Source organism: Pradoshia eiseniae (genome assembly GCF_002946355.1).
GTDB lineage: Bacteria > Bacillota > Bacilli > Bacillales > Pradoshiaceae > Pradoshia > Pradoshia eiseniae.
This window is the reverse complement of record NZ_PKOZ01000001.1, coordinates 605,931-626,541: the sequence shown is the minus strand read 5'-3', so window position 1 is coordinate 626,541 and position 20,611 is coordinate 605,931. Positions and strand designations below refer to the sequence as shown.

Annotated in this window: 25 protein-coding genes and 1 riboswitch; of the genes, 7 read left to right on the top strand and 18 right to left on the bottom strand. The window is 43.0% G+C overall.

The window, feature by feature from the left end:
- The first annotated feature begins 42 nt into the window (after nucleotides 1-42).
- Nucleotides 43-291, top strand: a complete 249-nt coding sequence (locus CYL18_RS03085) for a ferredoxin (protein ID WP_049670532.1) — start codon at nucleotides 43-45, stop codon at nucleotides 289-291.
- Nucleotides 292-336: 45 nt separating this feature from the next.
- On the opposite strand, the gene CYL18_RS19075 is transcribed toward CYL18_RS03085, so the two are convergent.
- Together CYL18_RS19075 and CYL18_RS03075 are read right to left on the bottom strand one after the other, a co-directional pair.
- A complete protein-coding gene (locus tag CYL18_RS19075; protein WP_146102805.1) occupies nucleotides 337-516 on the bottom strand; it encodes a hypothetical protein in 180 nt (59 codons plus the stop codon).
- Between the two features lie 237 nt (nucleotides 517-753).
- Complete coding sequence (locus tag CYL18_RS03075; protein ID WP_104847975.1) at nucleotides 754-1,338, bottom strand: ECF transporter S component; 585 nt, start codon at nucleotides 1,336-1,338, stop codon at nucleotides 754-756.
- Between the two features lie 170 nt (nucleotides 1,339-1,508).
- A riboswitch (FMN riboswitch) is annotated at nucleotides 1,509-1,643 on the bottom strand.
- A gap of 265 nt (nucleotides 1,644-1,908) precedes the next feature.
- Here CYL18_RS03075 and serA point away from each other — a divergent pair.
- On the top strand, nucleotides 1,909-3,492 hold the full coding sequence (serA, locus tag CYL18_RS03070) for a phosphoglycerate dehydrogenase (protein WP_104847974.1): 1,584 nt from the start codon (nucleotides 1,909-1,911) through the stop codon (nucleotides 3,490-3,492).
- Between the two features lie 5 nt (nucleotides 3,493-3,497).
- Here the strand turns inward: serA and CYL18_RS19200 are convergent, their stop codons facing one another.
- The 10 genes from CYL18_RS19200 to CYL18_RS03025 form a co-directional block, all read right to left on the bottom strand.
- The gene (locus tag CYL18_RS19200) at nucleotides 3,498-3,674 is read right to left on the bottom strand and encodes a hypothetical protein (RefSeq protein WP_161497067.1); all 177 of its coding nucleotides are present in this window, start codon (nucleotides 3,672-3,674) and stop codon (nucleotides 3,498-3,500) included.
- A 171-nt stretch (nucleotides 3,675-3,845) separates the two neighbouring features.
- A complete protein-coding gene (locus tag CYL18_RS03065) occupies nucleotides 3,846-5,624 on the bottom strand; it encodes an ATP-binding protein (RefSeq protein WP_104847973.1) in 1,779 nt (592 codons plus the stop codon).
- Nucleotides 5,621-6,343 (bottom strand): response regulator transcription factor, encoded by a 723-nt coding sequence (locus CYL18_RS03060; RefSeq protein ID WP_407984509.1) that lies wholly within the window; start codon nucleotides 6,341-6,343, stop codon nucleotides 5,621-5,623. Before CYL18_RS03060 ends, CYL18_RS03065 begins: the two co-directional genes overlap by 4 nt.
- A 273-nt stretch (nucleotides 6,344-6,616) precedes the next feature.
- Nucleotides 6,617-7,789, bottom strand: a complete 1,173-nt coding sequence (gene ccsB, locus CYL18_RS03055; RefSeq protein ID WP_104847971.1) for a c-type cytochrome biogenesis protein CcsB — start codon at nucleotides 7,787-7,789, stop codon at nucleotides 6,617-6,619.
- On the bottom strand, nucleotides 7,782-9,428 hold the full coding sequence (gene resB, locus CYL18_RS03050) for a cytochrome c biogenesis protein ResB (protein WP_104847970.1): 1,647 nt from the start codon (nucleotides 9,426-9,428) through the stop codon (nucleotides 7,782-7,784). Before resB ends, ccsB begins: the two co-directional genes overlap by 8 nt.
- 16 nt (nucleotides 9,429-9,444) lie before the next feature.
- Nucleotides 9,445-9,972, bottom strand: a complete 528-nt coding sequence (resA, locus tag CYL18_RS03045) for a thiol-disulfide oxidoreductase ResA (RefSeq protein ID WP_104848348.1) — start codon at nucleotides 9,970-9,972, stop codon at nucleotides 9,445-9,447.
- 101 nt (nucleotides 9,973-10,073) lie between these two features.
- Nucleotides 10,074-10,802, bottom strand: a complete 729-nt coding sequence (gene rluB, locus CYL18_RS03040) for a 23S rRNA pseudouridine(2605) synthase RluB (RefSeq protein ID WP_104847969.1) — start codon at nucleotides 10,800-10,802, stop codon at nucleotides 10,074-10,076.
- A 228-nt stretch (nucleotides 10,803-11,030) separates the two neighbouring features.
- Nucleotides 11,031-11,561, bottom strand: coding sequence for a spore maturation protein (locus CYL18_RS03035; RefSeq protein WP_104847968.1), 531 nt, complete (start codon nucleotides 11,559-11,561; stop codon nucleotides 11,031-11,033).
- A gap of 1 nt (nucleotide 11,562) precedes the next feature.
- Nucleotides 11,563-12,156 (bottom strand): nucleoside recognition domain-containing protein, encoded by a 594-nt coding sequence (locus tag CYL18_RS03030; RefSeq protein ID WP_104847967.1) that lies wholly within the window; start codon nucleotides 12,154-12,156, stop codon nucleotides 11,563-11,565.
- Nucleotides 12,149-13,213 (bottom strand): D-alanyl-D-alanine carboxypeptidase family protein, encoded by a 1,065-nt coding sequence (locus CYL18_RS03025; RefSeq protein ID WP_104848347.1) that lies wholly within the window; start codon nucleotides 13,211-13,213, stop codon nucleotides 12,149-12,151. Before CYL18_RS03025 ends, CYL18_RS03030 begins: the two co-directional genes overlap by 8 nt.
- A gap of 462 nt (nucleotides 13,214-13,675) precedes the next feature.
- Between CYL18_RS03025 and CYL18_RS03020 the strand changes: the two genes are divergently transcribed.
- Complete coding sequence (locus CYL18_RS03020; RefSeq protein WP_104847966.1) at nucleotides 13,676-14,329, top strand: uridine kinase family protein; 654 nt, start codon at nucleotides 13,676-13,678, stop codon at nucleotides 14,327-14,329.
- A gap of 178 nt (nucleotides 14,330-14,507) precedes the next feature.
- Here CYL18_RS03020 and CYL18_RS03015 read toward each other — a convergent pair whose 3' ends face one another.
- The 5 genes from CYL18_RS03015 to CYL18_RS02995 all read right to left on the bottom strand — a co-directional run bounded on the left by CYL18_RS03015 (nucleotide 14,508) and on the right by CYL18_RS02995 (nucleotide 17,851).
- Nucleotides 14,508-15,377 (bottom strand): superoxide dismutase, encoded by an 870-nt coding sequence (locus CYL18_RS03015; protein WP_236636203.1) that lies wholly within the window; start codon nucleotides 15,375-15,377, stop codon nucleotides 14,508-14,510.
- 154 nt (nucleotides 15,378-15,531) lie between these two features.
- On the bottom strand, nucleotides 15,532-16,020 hold the full coding sequence (locus CYL18_RS03010) for a YpuI family protein (protein WP_104847965.1): 489 nt from the start codon (nucleotides 16,018-16,020) through the stop codon (nucleotides 15,532-15,534).
- Nucleotides 16,021-16,141: 121 nt separating this feature from the next.
- Complete coding sequence (locus tag CYL18_RS03005; RefSeq protein ID WP_104847964.1) at nucleotides 16,142-16,498, bottom strand: hypothetical protein; 357 nt, start codon at nucleotides 16,496-16,498, stop codon at nucleotides 16,142-16,144.
- A gap of 20 nt (nucleotides 16,499-16,518) precedes the next feature.
- Nucleotides 16,519-17,097, bottom strand: a complete 579-nt coding sequence (scpB, locus tag CYL18_RS03000) for an SMC-Scp complex subunit ScpB (RefSeq protein WP_104847963.1) — start codon at nucleotides 17,095-17,097, stop codon at nucleotides 16,519-16,521.
- Nucleotides 17,084-17,851, bottom strand: a complete 768-nt coding sequence (locus CYL18_RS02995; RefSeq protein ID WP_104847962.1) for a segregation/condensation protein A — start codon at nucleotides 17,849-17,851, stop codon at nucleotides 17,084-17,086. Before CYL18_RS02995 ends, scpB begins: the two co-directional genes overlap by 14 nt.
- A 171-nt stretch (nucleotides 17,852-18,022) precedes the next feature.
- Between CYL18_RS02995 and CYL18_RS02990 the strand changes: the two genes are divergently transcribed.
- The gene (locus CYL18_RS02990; RefSeq protein WP_104847961.1) at nucleotides 18,023-18,124 is read left to right on the top strand and encodes a YjcZ family sporulation protein; all 102 of its coding nucleotides are present in this window, start codon (nucleotides 18,023-18,025) and stop codon (nucleotides 18,122-18,124) included.
- Nucleotides 18,125-18,265: 141 nt separating this feature from the next.
- Complete coding sequence (locus tag CYL18_RS02985) at nucleotides 18,266-18,787, top strand: DUF309 domain-containing protein (RefSeq protein ID WP_104847960.1); 522 nt, start codon at nucleotides 18,266-18,268, stop codon at nucleotides 18,785-18,787.
- Nucleotides 18,788-18,838: 51 nt separating this feature from the next.
- Here the strand turns inward: CYL18_RS02985 and CYL18_RS02980 are convergent, their stop codons facing one another.
- Nucleotides 18,839-19,186 carry a GNAT family N-acetyltransferase gene (locus CYL18_RS02980; protein WP_104847959.1) on the bottom strand — a complete coding sequence of 116 codons (348 nt, stop codon included), beginning with the start codon at nucleotides 19,184-19,186 and terminating at the stop codon, nucleotides 18,839-18,841.
- A 347-nt stretch (nucleotides 19,187-19,533) separates the two neighbouring features.
- Here CYL18_RS02980 and CYL18_RS02975 point away from each other — a divergent pair, with 347 nt between their 5' ends.
- Together CYL18_RS02975 and CYL18_RS19455 are read left to right on the top strand one after the other, a co-directional pair.
- Nucleotides 19,534-20,406, top strand: coding sequence for a DUF1002 domain-containing protein (locus CYL18_RS02975; protein WP_104847958.1), 873 nt, complete (start codon nucleotides 19,534-19,536; stop codon nucleotides 20,404-20,406).
- A 21-nt stretch (nucleotides 20,407-20,427) separates the two neighbouring features.
- Nucleotides 20,428-20,611, top strand: a 184-nt coding sequence (locus CYL18_RS19455; RefSeq protein WP_236636202.1) for a hypothetical protein, incomplete at its 3' end; no start/stop codon positions are given.

Genomic DNA, 20,611 nt, shown 5'->3' with positions numbered 1-20,611 from the left:
AGACCGGATATTAAATTATTTATTTGCGGGAGGTAAATTAGCATGGCAAAATTCACAATCGTAGACAAAGAAACATGCATTGCTTGCGGAGCATGCGGTGCCGCAGCTCCAGATATTTATGATTATGATGATGAAGGCATTGCATTTGTTACTTTAGATGATAACCAAGGAATCGTTGAGATCCCTGATGTTCTAGAAGATGACATGATGGATGCATTCGAAGGCTGCCCAACTGACTCAATTAAAGTGGCAGACGAATCATTCGATGGAGATCCATTGAAATTCGAATAGGATTGAATAGAAGGAAACCTTTGCTTTTGGGCAGGGGTTTCTTTTTTATTGTTTGGCTTCTCCCAGCTTTGGTCCACCCTTTCCCCACCCTTCATACCCTTTGCATGGGCATAGGGTGGGCTTTGCCTGGCTTTTCCCAGCTTTCGTCCACACTTCCCCCACCTTTTGCACCCTTTGCATGGGCATAGGGTGGGCTTTCTCTGACGACTCCCATCTTTTGCCCACACTTCCCCCACCCTTCATACCCTTTGCGTGGGCATAGGGTGGGCTTTTTCTGACGACTCCCATCTTTCGCCCACACTTCCCCCACCCTTCATACCCTTTGCATGGGCATAGGGTGGGCTTTGCCTGGCTTCTCCCGCCTTCCACTGTCAACCAAAAAAAGAGAAGCAGAACAATCAAGCTGTTCTGCTTCCCTTTGTCCGCATCTTACGCGGGATATAATCTATTTCATGTGCTTCGTTAAGCACTTTTAATGACGGATTCCTTCGCCAGCCATCCTTTCAGTTTGTCGAATAACAATAAGAAGACGACTGCGATAATACTTCCTTTAATTAAATTGAATGGAATAATGGCTGCTGTAATGTAGGTGCGGATTTCCGGTCCTGACATGTTCCAATGCAGCAATTTGCTGTATAGAGGGAGCAGCACATAGTAATTCATAACGCTCATGAAGCCGGCGAGAATAATGGTTCCACCGATGAGGCCAAGGATCATGCCTTTTTTTGTACCGGTTTTTTTATACAGATAGTAGACCGGTAAAATAAATGAGACGCCTCCGATGAAGTTAGCGAAATGTCCGACTGGTATGCCCGTGTCGCTGCCTGTCATCATGAAGTCTAGAATGTTTTTCAATAGTTCGACCATAATGCCAGCCATTGGCCCCATGACAAGCGCCGCAATTAGGGCTGGTACATCACTGAAATCGATTTGCAGAAATGCAGGAAATCCTGGAAACGGGAAGTTTAAAATCATGAGAACATACCCGATGGCACCAAGGATCCCAATCTTGACCATCTTTTGAATCTTGCTGTTTTTACTGTTCATTTTCCTCTCTCCTTAGGTTTTGGCGCTACCTCAATAGAAGAAAGGTTCTGTTAATCCAGTTCAATAAGTCCCTTCCATGAAAAAACCCTTTATCATAACTGATAAAGGGAGAATTAGGCAATGTGAAATAACCGTTCATGAAAGTTCATTTTTCGAACGTTAACAGAGACCTCCATCTTCTCCCATCCAGACTATACTGTCGGCTTTGGAATCTCACCAAATCCTGCCTTATTAAGGCTCGCGGGCTTAGAATGCATACATTCATCACCGCCGGTAGGGAATTTCACCCTGCCCCGAAGATAGACCATATTTTGTTTTTGATTCATCATTCCACTGTAAAATAACAAATAGAATGAATGACTCTTCATTGCAAGAATACCATTCCATTTCCATAAACACAAGAGATAAGTATCCTATTATAGGACGAAACTGCTTAATCTCCTTGAAAATAAGACTAATAAAATTATTTTTTGAAATATCAAATTAGTAAGCGTTTACATGATTGACACATAGAATGACAGTCTTGTAGAGTGAAAACATAGCAAATTTCCCGACAGGAAGGTGACAATATTGTTTAAGGTTCTAGTTGCAGATGCCATAAAGCCGGATGGTTTAACACCATTCATTGGCAGAGAAGATATTTTAGTGGTTCAAAAGACTGTTGAAGAAGTACGAAACGAACTGCATGAATTTGATGCATTGCTTGTTAGAAGCGCTACAAAGGTAACAGATGCACTGCTTGATAGAATGACAAGCTTGAAGATCATCGCGCGGGCTGGGGTTGGTGTAGATAATATAGATGTCCCTTCTTGCACGAAGCGAGGGATCATTGTCGTCAATGCTCCTGATGGGAATACCATTTCCACAGCGGAGCACACATTTGCGATGATTGCCTCTTTGGCACGCAATATCCCGCAGGCACACCAAACCGTCAAGGGCGGCGGCTGGGAGCGCAATCGGTTTGCCGGCACTGAATTAAAGGGCAAGACGCTAGGCATCGTCGGCATGGGCCGTATTGGATCAGAGTTAACCAAACGGGCGAGGGCCTTTCAAATGGATGTGTTTGCATTCGATCCTTTCTTGACCGCTGAACGGGCGAAGGAATTACAGGTCTCCACAGGCTCACTCGAAGATTTAATGGCTGTATCTGATTTTATTACTGTACATACTCCCTTAACCAAAGACACAAAGGGGCTCTTTAACCGCGAAACAATCCAGAAATGCAAGGATGGCGTTTACCTCATCAACTGTGCAAGAGGCGGGATAATCGATGAGGAAGCTCTTTATGAGGCGATTGAATCCGGCAAGGTCGCAGGGGCAGCCCTCGATGTATTTGTTGAGGAGCCTCCTGTTGACAACCGCCTTCTCAATCTCAATCAAATCATTGTCACTCCACATTTAGGCGCATCGACGAAGGAAGCTCAACTAAACGTTGCAAAGCAAGTGGCCAAAGAGGTTGTATCCTTCGTTGACGGCATTCCGGTATCCAATTCGATTAATCTTCCAGCCATACCAGCCGAGCTTTTCAATCGGATTCAGCCTTATTATCAGCTAGTGAAGACAGTCGGAAGCTTTCTTTCTCAATTTATCCAAGAGGGTATCAAGGAAATCTCGGTTAAATATGGCGGTGATACCTTTGACTATGATACCAGCATTCTTACCAAGGCCCTCGTTTCAGGCTTTTTCAAAGGCCGTGTTGATGTCAATGTGAATGAGGTAAATGCCCTTCTCTACGCTAAGGAGCGGTCCATCACGATTGGAGAGAAGATCTCTAATGAAGCTCATGGCTACTCTTCAAGCGTGACCGTTAAGATTGTGGGAGAAACGAAAACGATGGAAGTGAAGGCGACCTACATCAAGGAATATGGACCACGAATTTTTGCCATCAATGATTTCAAAATTGACTTCTATCCGGAAGGACATATTCTTTATATCCAGCATCATGACCGTCCTGGTGTCATCGGTGTTGTCGGCAAGAAGCTTGGAGATATGAACCTTAATATCGCTACCATGCAGGTTGGCCGTAAGGAGGCTGGCGGTGAGGCCATCATGGTACTGACGTTTGATGAGGAAATTCCAGAGGATGCGCTATCCGATCTTGCATCAAGCCCCGATCTTTCCATTGTACAGGGCATTGAATTGCCAGCTTATTAAGCGTATCAAATGAATAAAAGCCAGTTCAACATAGTTGAACTGGCTTTTCCTGTTTCATTCGCTAAAGCAGGCACAGGCATATGAGATAAGGTTTCTTGTGATTGCCTGCCGGCAAAAAACAAGAGTCCAATACAAATAGCTAACACAAACACAATCAGAAAACGCTTCGCATAGCTTACCATCCAAGTACCCTCCACTTATACGGTCATCCTTCCATATGTATTCACCCGGTTTACATATAGAACAATAAGTGAAGGTCCCGATTGGTCATATCATATCCTATCAATGAGATGGTTTGTAAGTTTCCCATGTAACAAGATTATTCTCCGCCATCCCCCATAAAACACGAATTCCTACTTTTTCTCTGGGAGGAAGAAGGTGAATGTCGTTCCTTGTCCCAATTTGCTTGTTACCTCAATTTTGCCGTCGTGGCCATGAATGATATTTTTGACAATTGCCAAGCCAAGGCCCGTCCCGGCTCGCCCTCTTGTTCTTGCCTTATCAACCTTATAGAAGCGCTCGAAGACGAATGGGAGTTCTTCAGCAGAAATCCCAACCCCTGTATCCTTAATTTCAAACACAGTGCCATTTGTACTGCTCCGCTGGATGATTCGAACCTCTCCGCCTTGTGGCGTATGACGAAGGGCATTATCAACTAGATTCGTAAATACCTGCTCCATGCGATCCGGGTCAATTAGAAGAACAGCATCAGGCTGATCCATATCAGCTGAAATCCTGATTTCTTTCACACCCGCTAAGCCCTTGAATTTCTTCACGATTCGTTCGATGAAGCTGCCAATCTCTACCTCGGATTTGTTTAAGGAGAGATGCCCCGCTTCCATGCGCGCAAGGTCTAGAAGTTCATTCACCAATCGGCCCATCCGCAAGGACTCATCATAGATAACTTGCGCCATATCCTTCTTCTCCTCTGGTGTTTCCGCAATATCATCAATGATGGCTTCACTGTACCCTTGCATCATGGCGATTGGCGTCCGCAATTCATGAGATACGTTAGCGATGAAGTCCTTCCGCATCTTATCAAGCCGGCGCTCCTCTGTCATATCCCGCAGAACGGCGACCGCTCCTCGTACCGCTTTTGCATCATAAAGCGGATTCATTAAGATGACCCAGTCATGGCCATGAACAGTGATTTCGGCAATTTTCGTCGTTTCTGAATCCTTTACCTCCTGGAACAGGCTTAACAGTCTCTCCGGCACATGGCCGAATGTTTGCGGCCCCTCCAAATTCGTCTCATCCATTTGGATATAGCTTAAGAAATCTTCAGCAGGCGGATTAGTGACGAGAATTTCTCCATCCCGATTGAAGGTGATGACACCGTCAGCCATACTGCTCAAAATATTGGATAAATTCTCTTTCTCTTCCTGCAGGGCGCTCACATTATGCTTCAGCTGTTTTGCCATTCGGTTGAACGTACGCGATAAGTCTCCTATTTCATCATTGGATATGATTGGGACCTTCATATCGAATTTGCCCTTTGAGAGCTCTACAGCCCCCTCTTTCAGCCTTCTTAGAGGAGCCGTTACCCTCGAGAGCAAAAAGAAGGCAAAGACCGTAGTCAAAATGATTCCCGCCAAAACGGCAATTAAAATAAATTTTGTCGTGGAAGCACTTGTACTTTCGCTCGAATCAACCGATTGAAAGGCATAGATAGCCCCTTGTTCCCCATTTGTATTCAGCGGTATGCCGACGATTGTCGCCTGTGTGACATTATCTCCTTCCAAAACAGAAGGCAAGTAGGTCGTTTCCTTTACTTCTTCATCACCTGACAAAGCACCTTTCAGCTCCGCATCCCCTTGAAAAAGCTGTTCAATTTCGGCCTTGTCAGCATCCTGCAAGCTCGTATAAACCGTACCATCATCTAAGAGTACGACGACGCCGATATCCTCATCAATCATCTCCCAAATGACATTCAGCAAACCGTCATAATTCTCATGCTCTCTTAAGACGGTTTCAACCTGATTGGCTGTCTTAAAGAGGGAATTCTCCGCTTCCTGCATGCTTTGATTATGAAAAAACTCCAGCAGCAGAACCGTCAGTATAAACAGGACAAAGGAAAATAGCATGATAATGGTTAACCACAGCTTGCCAACCACACTTTTCCAAAGCATCAGTCTGTTTGCACCTCAAACTTGTAGCCGACTCCCCATACGGTTACAATCATTTTTGCCGCATCCTCTGAAACTTTATTTAATTTTTCTCTTAATCTTTTAATATGGGTATCCACCGTCCGCAAATCTCCAAAGAATTCATAATGCCAGACCTCCTTCAAGAGATGCTCGCGCTCAAAAACTTTATCTGGTGTTTTCGCTAAAAAGTAGAGCAGTTCGTACTCTTTAGGGGTCAAAGCAACCTCTTTTCCATCAGCGAGTACACGGTGGGCATCATTATCAATCGTCAAGTGGTCAAATACAATAACATCCTTTGTTGTACCTTCCGCTTGTAAATAAGATGTTTTAGAAGCTCTTCTCAAAAGGGCTTTTACCCGTAGCACGACCTCACGCGGGCTGAAAGGCTTCACAATGTAATCATCTGTTCCCGCTTCAAACCCTTGGACCCGATTCACTTCCTCCCCCTTAGCTGTCAGCATAATAACAGGCGTGGCTTTTTTCTCACGAAGCTCTCTGCACACCTCTATTCCGTCCTTTTCGGGCATCATTAAATCGAGCAATATCGCATCGTAATCATTTGCCAAGGCCAGCTCTAAAGCTTCATTTCCATTCGCCGCCTCGTCAATTACGTAATCTTCTCGCTCTAAATACATCTTCAACAATCTTCTAATGCGGTCTTCATCATCAACTACAAGTAATCGGATGTTTCTTTCCTCCATCATCCGAACCCCCTTCATGGAAACTATTCCAGTACTTAACAACTTAGTTACCTCAAAATTCATTATACCTTGATAATATTGGTTTAGGAATATAAAACTAAAAATTCTAAGAAATACGTACCATTCCGCTAATTCACTAGAATCTCTTATGGTTTCATCATATCAATTTTTGTGAACTTTTTAAAAATAACGGCTTCTGAACCTGAATTTTTCATAGAATGTACACAAAAAAGGCCAAATCCAAATGAGATTTGACCCTTTCATCTATTCGTTTAATTAAGCATAGGAATGGAGCCCTGCAATAACAAGGTTAACGACGATGAGATTAAACATAATGATGGCAAAGCCAACAACAGCCAGCCAGGCTGATTTTTCCCCGTGCCATCCCCTTGAAATGCGCAAATGCAGGAAGGCTGCATAAAATAGCCATGTAATAAGCGCCCAAACCTCTTTTGGATCCCAGCCCCAAAATCTCGACCAAGCAATCTGAGCCCAAATCATGGCAAAAATCAAGGCACCAAGTGTGAATACCGGGAACCCGATTACAATCGAGCGATAGCCAATTTCATCAAGAAGATTCAGATTGACTGATTTTACAAGAGGCTGCAAGGCTGCCCCTATCCGCTTTCTCAAGATGAGACGAAGAATTCCGTAAAGCACCAGCCCAGCTAATATAGACCAGATCACCGTATTAAATTTCTTCGCATTGATAATAGCAGGCATCTCAATGAATGGTTCCATTCCACTTCCAGCTGTCAGCTTAGCTTCATTTGGCCCAAACAAAGCCGGCATCGTATAGGATAATGTTTCTTCGGCGCCGTCTTTATTGACCCATGTATAGTCTGCTTTATAATCTGCCAGTGAAAAACCGGTCGTCACTGCCACAAATCCGACCGTGGATATCATGAAAAACAGGATTGCCTCAAGCCAGAAGGTCCTCTTTGAAGCCTTCGTCTGGTCGATAAACTTCAATAGATAAATAAGACCTGCCGCAAAGCTGATGGCTAGAATCGCTTCGCCGGCTGCTGCTGTCGTCACGTGGATTTGAAGCCAGTGACTCTTCAAAGAAGGAACGAGCGGTGAAATCTCCCGCGGGAACATGCTCGCATAGGCAATAATCAACAGAGCGATTGGCATCGTAAAGACGCCAAGGATTGATGCTTTGTAGATGAAATAGATAATGATAAATGCCGCAACTAGCATCATTCCGAAAAATGTCGTAAATTCAAACAGATTGCTGACAGGCGCATGTCCCGAAGCGATCCAGCGTGTGATGAAATAACCTACCTGAGCAGCAAAACCAATAATGGTCACGGTGATACCAACTTTTGCCCACCCATTGTAATTTCTTGTATCTGCCTTTCCCTTTATGGAACCGGCAAAAATGAACGTTGAAACTAAATAAAGTATAAAGGCCACAAACAATAAATTACTGCTTAGTTCAGCCACTCACTTCTCCCCCTTTAGTTTGACTAGATTCCTCTTCCGTTTGATCAACCGGAAGCGGAATTGGCGTACCTTCTAATATCTCATTTATTTCTTTCTTGATTCCATACCAGTTTTTATTCGTATGGGCCGCTATCAATATTTCCCCATCCTTTTGCTGAAGCCAAATCCTGCGATGCTGCCAGTAAGCTCCTTGAACGACGCCAATCATGAAAATCAGCCCGCCTAGAGCTAAGATCCATAAAGTCAGATCCTTCCTCACTGTTAAATAAGTGGAGTATTGATAATCAATGCCGGCAAACTTAATCGCATATTCATTCTCACCCATTGGTTCAAGGTTTTGACGGATGCCAATGAAGGCGACTTCTGGCTCAGGATTATCTGGTGTGTACATATTAAAGATGAAGGCCGGATTATTTGGATACCTTGATATTGTCGTCGGCTGATTGTTCTCGCCGAATTCAAAATCCGGGAAGTAGCTTGTGAGTTCAAGCTTATATCCATCCCCAAGGTCATAGGAATCTTTTGGATTCCTTAAATCAACCGTAAATTCCCCTAATTCCTTCTCAGATGATTTATTGATGAAAGTAAAGCTCATAGATGAAAAAGATTCTTCATAAGAGGTCTGATAGAGGGCAAATGATTCAAACTTTAGCGGCTCATTAACGATGATTGGAAAATCCTTCACCTTCTCAAGCGTCGGTTCCTCCCCCGGAATCGTTTCGCCAACATGCTTGTAAAGAGTCGCATCAGTCTGGTAATTACTTACGACTGTGCCTGTTCTCTCAAGCGCTGATTCAAATTGAGCATCCTCTTCTTTATCATAGGTTTCAATGATAAATTGATTGTTTTTCACATAATATTCTCCGCCCGTACCCGGTACGGCGATTGTTTCCCCTTCAGGTATCCGCATATACTCATTCACATACATACCCGGCACAAAGCGGAGCATTCCCCCGATGAGGAAGATAATCAGTCCAATGTGATTGACATAAGGACCCCAGCGTGAGAACCGATTCTTCTCAGCAAGGATGTTCCCGTTCTCTTCCCGGATTTTGTACCGCTTGGCTTTAAGTCTTTCTTTAATTAATTCATAGCTGCTTTCAACGGATTCTCTCGAATGGCCGAAAATGCGCTGTCTCTTCATGAACTGCGGGTGCCTTGTGACACGCTGCTTTTTAAGCGCCCGGTATAAAGGAATGAATCTGTCTAAGCTCGCGATCACGAGCGACACACCAAGCAGGGAAACCAGCAGCAAAAACCACCAAGAGCTGTATAAGTTATGTAGTCCTAATTCATAATAAATTTTCCCGATGGTTCCGTACTCATTCTCATAAAAAGTGTTGGCCGGCTCGCCTCCTGGAATGAGCGCCTCCTGCGGAAAAATGGTCCCGATTGAAGCGGCAATGAGCGGCAGGATGATTAATGTGACACCAACCTTCACGGATGAGAAGAATGTCCACACCTTATCAACCACGGTCTTATTATACGTTTGGGAACGCCTTGCGCTTCCTTCGTATTTCATATCGAGCAATTTCCGCTCCTCTTCCACCGTCTCCTTCTCAAGCACCTTGCCGCAAGCCTCACACAGGACGGTCCCATATGGATTGATGTGACCGCATTCACATTTGATTTCTTTCATGAAACATTACCCCTTGTTATGGCTTAATTTGCTCCATCATCTGCTGGATTCTTTCTTCTGTTAAACTCCCAGTCGTATAATCTACCACTCTTCCATCCTTATCAATTAAATAAGTGGCTGGCAAATTATTAATCAAATAACTTTGCTGAACAAGATTATTTTTATCAATCACAATCGGAAATGTCAATTTATGTCTATCCCTGAATTTCTCCACGACAAAATCTGCCTCATTCACATTGACAGCCAGAACTTGGACACCTTTGTCCGTGAATTGTTCATATTGACTTTGGATATAGGGCATTTCATACTCACACGGCTTGCACCATGTTCCCCAGAAATTCAGGAATACTCCCTGCCCCTTATAATCGTCCAGCACATGCTTCATTCCTTGAAGATCGGTTAACGCAAAATTCGGCGCCTCGTCACCATTATCAAGCGATTTTTCCTTGTCCATCGTTAAGCTTGAATAGACGACATACACGACAGCACTGGCCAAAACAGTCAAAATAATCGTTCTCATCCAAAAACGCTTTTGTTTGTTCATACGTGCCTTTCCCCCATTTGTCCCTGTATGTTTCCCATGAAGCACCACCTTTTTTGCCCGATTGCAAAAAAGCAGTGCCTCCATATGCCGTATTACTCGATTTATCTATTCTTATTTAATGCCATATTGCGAAGCTGCTTTACTTCATGCGGTGTTAATTCACGGAAATCTCCCGTATTCACACCATGCAGTGTCAAGAAACCGTACGCCTCGCGTTTTAGCTTAATAACTGGCATGCCAATGGCCTCAAACATCCTTCTCACCTGTCTGTTACGACCTTCATGAATCGTCAGCTCAATAATGGATGTTTGCTTTCTGCGGTCCATCGAAATCATTTTCGCCTTTGCAGGAGCTGTCTTGCCGTCTTCTAGCATGACTCCGCGCTCTAATTGGCGCATTAATTCACGGCTTGGAATGCCCTTCACTTTTGCCACATATGTTTTTTCAATTTCATATTTCGGATGCATAAGAGCATTAGCGAAATCACCATCATTGGTTAATAGAAGCAATCCGGATGTATCATAATCCAGTCTTCCCACCGGGTAAATACGCTTTTCAACGAACGGGAATAGGTCGACAACCGTCTTGCGTCCTTTATCATCTGATACGGCAGAAATGACACCGCGCGGCTTGTATAAAAGATAATATACGGGTTCTTCCTTTTCTACAGGCACGCCGCTGACCTCAATCTGGTCATTCGGACCTACCTTCATCCCAAGCTCCTTGACAACCTTTCCATTCACGGTTACTTTCCCTTCCTGGATCAATTGTTCGGCCTTGCGCCTTGACGCAATCCCAGCTTGTGCTATTACTTTTTGTATTCTTTCCATAGCTAATCACCTGTCTAATTTTACTTTTTCTAGATAGTTTACACAAATCATAGGGTTTCTACCTAATTGTTCATTATACTTTGTTTTTCGCGAAAGTGATATGTACTTTCATCGATATTATTTCATTATCGCCAAAGAAACACAAAAAAATCGGCTTAAACGGCCGATTTCTTTCCTGCAACCCTGATTTTTACATATAAGGATATTTATTGTCTTATTTGTGAACATTTATTGAAACATGATTGTCGCGAGCAGGATGGCTGCTCCAATCCCGACTAAATCCGCCCATAAGCCAACCTTCAAAGCATCCCCCATTTTCCTAATCCCAACCGCCCCGAAGTATACGGTTAAAACATAGAGGGTTGTATCTGTACTTCCTTGGATGGTGGATGCAACTCGTCCTATGAAGGAATCGGGTCCATAACTTGAGATGAGGTCACTTGCCATCCCTAAGGCTGCATTGCCTGAGATTGGCCTGATCAGCGCGAGCGGAACGACCTCAGAGGGAACTCCAAGGACGTTGAGAACAGGCTTTATTAAAGAGATGACCGCATCCATGGCACCTGATGCACGGAAGATGGAGATAGCCACCATCATCCCGATTAAAAATGGAATGATGGAGAAAGTGATTTTGATTCCTTCCTTCCCGCCCTCCACGAAAGTCTCGTATGTTGGCACTCTCTTATAGGTTCCATAGATTAGAATGAATAAAATTAGAACAGGAATCATCCAAAGCGACAGGGCTGAAATCCATTGCATATTACTCTATCCCCTTTCGCACCCTCTTATAATAGTAGAAACGGTCGATTAAGATTGCTGCAATGGTTGCAATAACGGTAGCCAAGAGGGTGGGACCGACTATTTCTGTCGGGTCTGCCGAATTATAATGGATACGAATGCCGATCACGGTTGTAGGTATGAGAGTTAATCCAGACGTGTTCAAAGCCAGGAAGGTCACCATTGATCGGCTCGCTGTATCCTTGTTGCCGTTTAGGATCTTCAATTGTTCCATCGCTTTGATGCCAAGCGGTGTCGCTGCATTCCCTAGACCTAATGTATTAGCCATAATATTGGAGACGATATATCCCATCGCCGGATGATTTGCCGGCACATCAGGGAAAAGTCGGGATACAAGAGGCTTGAATAAGAGAGACAATCTCTCAAGCAAACCTGAATGCTCGGCAATCTTCATCATTCCAAGCCAAAAGACGAGGATGCTCATCAAGCCGAAGCATAGGGTGACTGATTCCTTCGCACTCTTGAAAATCGCCTCATTAACCTCTGCCATCGTTCCCGTGAACATGGCATAAACGATACCAATAACGCTGAGACCAACCCAAATATAGTTAACCATCCCGATCAGCACCTGCAAATATCATAAACATATGCCTCCATGTTTCCATGACCGTCTTCTTCTCTTCCTTCAAGTAGATGGTTTTTTTGTACAAAACCTTACTATCCAGTATCAATTCGGCTACCCCCACCTTTTCAGGCCATTTCTTCTCATTTCTCCATTTTTTCTTCGGCTTTTGCAGTTTATAAGTGACCTTTACCTTGTCTTTTTCCTCCTCTGTCAGCGGATAGACCAATGGAGACCTTAAATGGGCCTTCTTTTTGTAAAAACCTTTCTTAATGGCTGCAATCGGACCTTCCGGCAGAACCTCCACCATTGAATATTGGTTAAATCCCGCTTCATAAAGCGCGATATGATCCGCCCAATCCGTAGAATCATCAATCGTGACTGTGATGAGGTCGATACCATCCTTTGATGCTGTTGTAACAAGTGTCCGTCTGGCCTTTTTCGTATAACCGGTCTTTCCCCCAGTACAATATTTATATTTTTCGGTAAGGAGACGATTTTTATTTTTCCAAACACGATCCCAAGCTTCGTTCGGATTCGGGGCTCTATGTATTTTTGTGCCAGCTATTTTGCGATAGTCCTTATTCTTCATCGCATATTGGGTTAGTATCGCCATATCATACGCAGTGGAATAGTGATTATTAGAGTCGTCCAATCCATGGGGATTTGTAAAATGGCTGTTCTCCATCCCAATCCATTCCGCTTTTTGATTCATCATGGTAGCAAAGCCCTCCACACTGCCCCCGACAGATTCAGCAATTGCGATAGCCGCATCATTTCCGGAACGGAGCATGAGTCCATACACAAGGTCGCTCAATTTGATTTTCTCACCGACCTTTAAATAGATCGCTGAACCTTCCGCCTTAAGAATCGAATCAGTTACTGTCACGGTTTTATCCATTTTTCCGGATTCAATTGCCAAAATGGCCGTCATAATTTTAGTAATACTCGCTATTCTTCTTTTACTATGAGCATCCTTCTCAAATAAAATCCTGCCCGTGCTCTGTTCTATGGTAATCGCGCTTTTCGCTCCGACTTTCATGCTTTCCATTTCATTCGCCTGTATTCGTTCCCCATCACCGAGAACGATCGAAACACTCAACAGACATATTAGAAAGCTTATTAGAATCTTCCTTCCCTTAGAGGATCGTTGACAGAAATCCGTTCGGTTCTTTCTCTTCGTTCGTGTTAGATATCTTTTCACCACACTCGTCCTCTCCAGCATTTTAGTACAAGTCTATGCAGCCTTTGAGGGAAACAGAATCTTTTTTCGTAGTTGATTGAATGAGGGATATCTGCTTGATGCTTTGATAAGCCCCAAGTAGAAATGCATACACTCAAGGACATCCAAATAAGCCTTCAAAGGGAAATAACGGGGTAGCTAAACAATCGTTGTGATGGCTTTCTGGAATCCCACATCATCACCAGTTTGAATTTCATCTATAATAAAGAGAGGGGATATTTCCGCCATCAATATGGTTCATACTATGGCTATATATTAAGGGGGAGAATGATGGAACAGTTATCGGAGAAAATAGTAAATTGGGTTCATTTGACTGATAAAAGGATTATTATTGGCATTTCAGGCCATGGTGCTGCTGGTAAAACAACATTTGCCAATAAGCTTGTAAATCTGTTAAATAAAAATGAAGTGAATTATATGAACACAGATTCGTATATTGTTAGTTCGAATGTCCGAAAGCATACATTAATCGACTATACATATAAAAACAAAAATCACCGATATAAAATGACGGCTTGCCATCCTTCTGCGCATCATTTATCTTCCTTAGAAAGAGATGTTCAGATGGTTAGGGGTGGTTTGAGTTTATATACGATTGATACGCATTACACGACAAGCAAGTTCATTTCTTCAAAAAATAAAGTAACAATTGTAGAAGGAATGAGCACAGCATTTATTAATCCAAATTTATTTGATCTGAAAATATTCTTCTATACTGATGATGAAACGGAATTGATGAGAAGATCAAGCCGTGATATCGCTGAACGCGGAGCCGATATAGATTTCTTAAGGAATTCCCATCAAGAACGCCGTATACAGTATGAAGTGTTTATGCATCCGTACAGTCAGTTTTTTGATATTATAATCAATACCTCTAATGAAGCAATCTGTATAGAAAAGAATACATTTCAATGGCATACATAAAACATCAGATGCAAACACCTCCCGCCATACAATTTGGCAGAAGCGAGCGGATATAAAAGGACTCTTCCTCCCTCCCGCACCATATTTAAAGAATTGGCACACATCAGCTCATTAAAGCAAATATCAAACAGGCTGACTCGCGTTTCCTGCAGGAATCCGTCAGTCAGCCTCTCTTAAGTTATTTCCGATAAATCTTCCATCCAAGCTCTCTTGCCTTCATGAATCGTTCATTCACATTACGCCAATCAACCAACCCCCACCAATTATCCACATATTTCCCTCGATCAGCCTTATACTGTAAATAATAAGCATGCTCCCACACATCAATGACAAGGAGCGGAATCGTATCCCATTGCGTCAAAAGCATATGGCGCTCAGATTGCAAAATCTCAAGACGATGGGCTCTCGCAGACCAAACGAGCAAATCCCAGCCGACACCCTCAACTTTTTTTGCCGCTTCAGAGAATTGCTTCTTAAACATCGGGAAGCTGCCAAAGTCCCGCTTAATCAAATCAAGTAATTCCCCTTTTGGTTCCCCTCCGCCGTTTGGGTTCATGTTATACCAAAAGATGGTGTGCAAATAATGACCAGAGCCATGAAAGGCAGCCTCTCTTTCCCAATGCTTTAATAACTCATAGCTATTTTGCTCCCTGGCCTCCTTCATCTTGTTTTCCGCTTTATTCAGCCCATCTACATAGGCTTGGTGATGAACCGTATGATGAAGCATCATGATTTCTCGGCTAATGACAGGCTCAAGTGCATCATATGGATAAGGCAGCGGAGGGAGAGCATGCTTCCCAGTTGGCACATAGTCCTCCGTATTCTTGATATGTTCGACGGCTCCATTTAAATGCTTTGCCATCGTTTGGAGTTTAATGAGATCCTCATTTGTCGGCTGCCGCTCGTTGAGATGATGGATATACGCATTCATATCTGCCATTCTTTCTGACAAGGACTGGCTGGCTGTCTCTCCTATTGCCGCCGCCCATTTTTCCAAGCTCGATACCCAGTGAGCCAAATCATCCACATATGCCTGAAATTCAGACAATCTATCACCCCCATAGAATCTTTCATTCAGTTTATTCAAAAGAGGGGGTGCTTTATGATACTTTCCTGCCCATATAAAAAGGCTCAGGATTAAATATCCTGAGCCTCTGCAAATTAGAAATAAAGCTTCTTTCTATTCAAAATCGTAATGTTAGTTAATTGGATTGAACCATTTTGGTTTTATAGTCTGTTTCATAATACTCTAGATCCTCACGCATTCTCTGCATATCTGATTCAAGGTCTTTAACGGTGTCTTTCAAGCTGTTCGGAGCCTCATCCCTGAATTTAATGCAGTTACGGCCTGTATAAGCTGAACGGCTGTCCTCAAACCATAAGTCGCTTTTCGGGGCAAAATACTCCTCAATGCATTGGTGATATACTCTGTAAAGCACTCTTTCTGCAGCAGCTTTATTAAACGGCTCATTCTTAAGCACGATCTTGCATGCATCCAGGCTTTCTTCACAATAAACGCACAGTTTCCGAATCGAGGCTAATAACCCTCTGTAATAATCTTCATTTCCGCTCTTTTCACTCATTAAACGATTCATCGTAGTATCATTCAAGTAGGCTTCGAGGATTTGTACAGTCTTTCCTAAATATGATGCTACGTCTTCCAACTGGCTTTTCACTAATGTATTGCCCAACCGGAACCCTCCCCTTAATTTTGAAACGTTGCTTCCTGAATATTCTATTACAGATTAGCACAAAAGTCATGCTTTATTTGCCGAATACCGGGAGAATTATCAATGTTTCCCTCACAAACCATCATACTCCAATTCCGTCGAGAATTCGTTCCACCTCTTGAATATCCAGGTCTTCAAAAATATTAAAAAAATCACTCTCCGTGTTTATATACACTTTTTTCATCGGCAAGAAACCTGTATTTTTCATTAAATACAACAAGGCTAAGCAATCCTTCACCTTATGACGCGCGAAGAAATCCGCTAATTCCACAGATAGACGTTCCGCCAGCAACTCCTCAAAGTAACGTACATACAAGATTTGCAGCTCTTTAGTGCGGCTGCCCTCCTTGTATTTAACGACCGAACGATTAAAAAGATCCTCCGGTGAATTTGGCTTTTCCTTGGTCAACTCGTAACCGGCACTAGAAATGATTTTCAATATTTCCCCTCCTGATTTACTTAATCCAGCTCTTGGAATTTGTGAAAAAATAAATCGGCTTCCTCATCATTAAATCCTTCTTCAAAATCATTCTCAATCGGCGGCAGATCCTCAATTGATTTTAGCCCAAAATAATCTAGAAACTCTGATGTTGTGCCATATATATAGGCTCGTCCAGCTCCTTCAGCTCTGCCTACTTCCTTGATAAGCGCTTTAGATGCAAGCGTCTGGATGGGACGTTCGGATTTTACTCCTCGAATCGCTTCTATTTCAATACGGGTGATCGGCTGTTTATAGGCAATAATCGCCAATGTTTCGAGCGAAGCCTGGGATAATGTGTGTATCGAAGGGGATTCAACTAGCTTTTTTAAATACGGGGCATGCTCTTTTTTTGTGGCAAGCTGATAAACCCCGGCCATTTCAACCAAGTAAATCCCTCTATCTTCATTTACATAAGCGTGTGTCAGGTCAGCCACAATATCTCGTGCCTCCTCGACATTTACTTCTAACACGCTTGCAATTTGCTGCAAGGATAATCCTTCATCCCCTGCCGCAAAAAGTAATGCTTCTAAAATCGATTTCCAATTAATGATTTCCAACGTTTAAATCCCCCTGCTTCCATGCTATGAAAATATCCTCAAAATTATTAGTTTGTTCAACGATGACCTCATTCTGCTTCATCATCTCCAGAATGGCCAAAAAAGTAACGACGAGCTGCTCTTTACTGTCGTCAGCAAAAAGGGCACTGAATGCTACCTTCTTCCGCCCTGCCCGAAGTGTCTCACGCAGCTCCCCGATGCGTTTTTCAATAGACATTTCCTGTCTAGTGATACGTGTCTGCAACGGCCTCTGCAGTTTTTTCCTGCGCAGCAGCTTTTGGAAAGCACCCAGCATATCGTATATATTCACGTCCAAATCGGCCTTTTCCACCTTTTCATCAGATGAATAAGGGGAGAGGTCAATCGGCGGTTTCGTATAGATAAGCGCTCTTTCTGCCTCAAGATTTTTGAATTCGCCGGCGGCTTCTTTATATTTCTTATATTCAAGGAGCTGCATGACAAGCTCATCACGCGGGTCTTCCTCATAGGTGAACTCCTCTTCCTCGGCATCCCACTCATCTTCATGCTTAGGCAGCAGCATCTTGCTTTTGATTGCTAAAAGCGTCGCTGCCATTACGAGGTATTCACTTGCGACATCGAGTTCAAGCTCTTTCATTGTATGTATGTAAGAAACATACTGCTCAGTTATCTCAGAGACTGGAATATCATAAATATCGATCTCCAGCCGATTGATTAAATGCAATAACAAGTCTAATGGTCCTTCAAAAGCATCTATCTTAATCTTATAGCTCATAATCTTCAGGCTCTCCTACGTAGTAAACTACCTTTAGTATAGATGAAGTCTGGCCTCTTTCCAATAGCATGTATGAGGAGAAATTTAAAAGAAGTGGGCAGTGGCCCAAACAACTCTGTGCGTTCGTCATACAATGCAATGTACAGAAAAGCTTAAGAGGAGGATTTAACTATGGGAGATGGCGGTGCATTTGTAGGAGCTGGAAGCGGGTTCGCGTTGATTGTCGTACTATTTATTTTGCTTGTAATCGTAGGTGCGGCTTTCTGGTGCTGACACCCTGAATATGAACAATTCAGGCAAGACCACTTGAAAAGCTGCCGGTATGAAGCCGGCAGTTTTTATTTCTTTTCTTAGACGGTTATTACCGGTATAGTATAGGTACTATCTGCCAAAGGATTGGAGAGGAAAAGAACGATGAACTATCCAGACGAGTACATACAATACTTAGTTGAATTCCATGGCCGAAGAGATTATTTTGAATGCCACGAAATTCTGGAGGAATACTGGAAAGAACATCCCCCGCTTCGGCGTGATTCCGTCTGGGTCGGTCTCATTCAAATAGCGGTCGGTCTCTACCATTACCGCCGGGGCAATCACGCGGGAGCTGCGCGGACACTTGTAAAAGCCCGGCAAATCCTGACCAAGCGAGCGGAAGAAACAGCTGAGCTCGGACTCGATGTTTTCGCATTGGCTGATAGTCTGGACGATTACATCCAACGAATCCATGCTAATATTCCTTATGAAAGCCTCATGCTCCCCATTACAGATTCTGAGCTTTCCTCCATATGCGAGAATGAATGTAAGCGGCAGAGCTTAATTTGGGGAGACAAAAGCAATCTCACAGACAGTCAGTTAATTCACAGACATACAATGAGAGACCGATCGGACATTATTGAAGAGAGAAATAAGCAGCTGCAAATGCGGCGTCAAAAATAAAGAAAAGCCCGCGACAAACGGGCTTTTCTCTATTTATGTCAGTCTATTAGATTAACAATCCATGCATTTCGCTAAAAATTGGGCAGTTTCTTTTCGTGCATCAAACTCATAGCCTGGATAAAATCCCCTTACGCTAGTCACCATCATCCGGCCCACTCCTTGACCGCGATGAGATGGATTAACGGAAACATCGACAAGGACAGCAGTATTCCCATGGACTTCTATCCCAATCAAGCCGATGAAGTCATCATCCTCTTTCCATAAGAATAAATGCTTGCTCTCTTCTGTTTCGTAGCTTTTCATGCTTTGCTGCAATTTCTTGATATCCTTTTCATCTGGCATGAATGATAATAATCCCATTGCAATTTTTTCAAAGCTTTTTTTGTACCTAATTAGCATAATTGATCCCTCATCAAATGAGAATTATAAAATTGTTTTTTTCACAATCTTCCTAATCATACGCGTTTTAACCCAGAAATTCAACTCATTCCATTTTCTGTGTTAAAACATCCGTTCTTTCTTCTATTTTCTATCTGATACCCTACTATACATAATGAACGGTCATCTGTAAACTGTCTTGTTTTCGTTTTTGTCAAAATTACCTTTCAAAATGGATAGCTTTTGAGTATAGTAATTTTAGGATTAGACGAAATTCTGCCTCATGACTTTGCGAAAAAATTTCCAATAACGAATAATGAAACCTTTTTAAATTTCATCCGTCTAATTCAAACAGGAGGTAATAAAATATGAAAAAATGGATTGCACAAATGATGTCTGCCTTCTTGATAGCAGGTTTTTTGATTCCCGGCATCACACACGCGGACTTACAGCGCGGCGACATGGTTGTCACACTTGGCGAGAATTTAACCGCAGAGCAGAAAAAATTATTGCTGGCTGAAATGGATGCACCAGATAACGTAGATATCGTTACCGTATCAAACAAAGAAGAGCATAATTATCTTGACGGTAAGGTCGCCAGCCGCTTAATCGGCACAAAAGCGATTTCCTCTTCTTCCATCACCATCGCCAAAAGCGGTTCAGGAATTAATGTCAAAACCAAAAACATTACCTGGGTTACGGAAGATATGTACAAAAATGCCTTAGCGACTGCAGGAATCAAGGATGCGGATATTTATGTCACCGCACCATTTGAAGTATCTGGTACAGCCGCGTTAACAGGCTTAATCAAAGCCTATGAAGTTTCCACCGATACAAAAATCTCTGAGGAGCAAAAGCAAGCGGCCAACGAAGAGATGGTTGAAACAGCAAAGCTTGGTGACCAAATCGGCACAGAGGAAGCAACAAAGCTAGTAGAAACGATTAAAGAAGAAATCGCTGTAAATCCGCCTGCGAATGACGAAGAGCTGCGCACCATCATCATCCAAGCGGCTGAACAGATTAATATCAACTTAACCGATGCCCAAATTCAAAGCTTAATCGATTTATTCAATAAGCTGCAAGACTTAGGGATCGACTGGGGCGCCGTGAACGAACAGCTGAACGCCGCTAAAGAGAAAGTGACCAACTTCCTGAAATCTGAAGAGGGACAATCCTTCCTTGATAAGGTGAAGAGCTTCTTCGTATCTCTCATCGATGCGATTAAGGCACTATTCTCATAATTTCTTTCGAGGAGCAGTCCTATGACGGGACTGCTTCTTTCAAATTGTAGACAAAATCCATTAAGGAGTTCGGTCTATAGTTTTTTATACTCTAACACCCTATTTGGACTGGACGTGAAAACTATTTTCGGCAGAATGGACTCGCTTTCCGTGGGGGAAGCGCTGAGCCAGCTCGCCTTCGGCAAGAGCTGTCATCAGCCTGCCC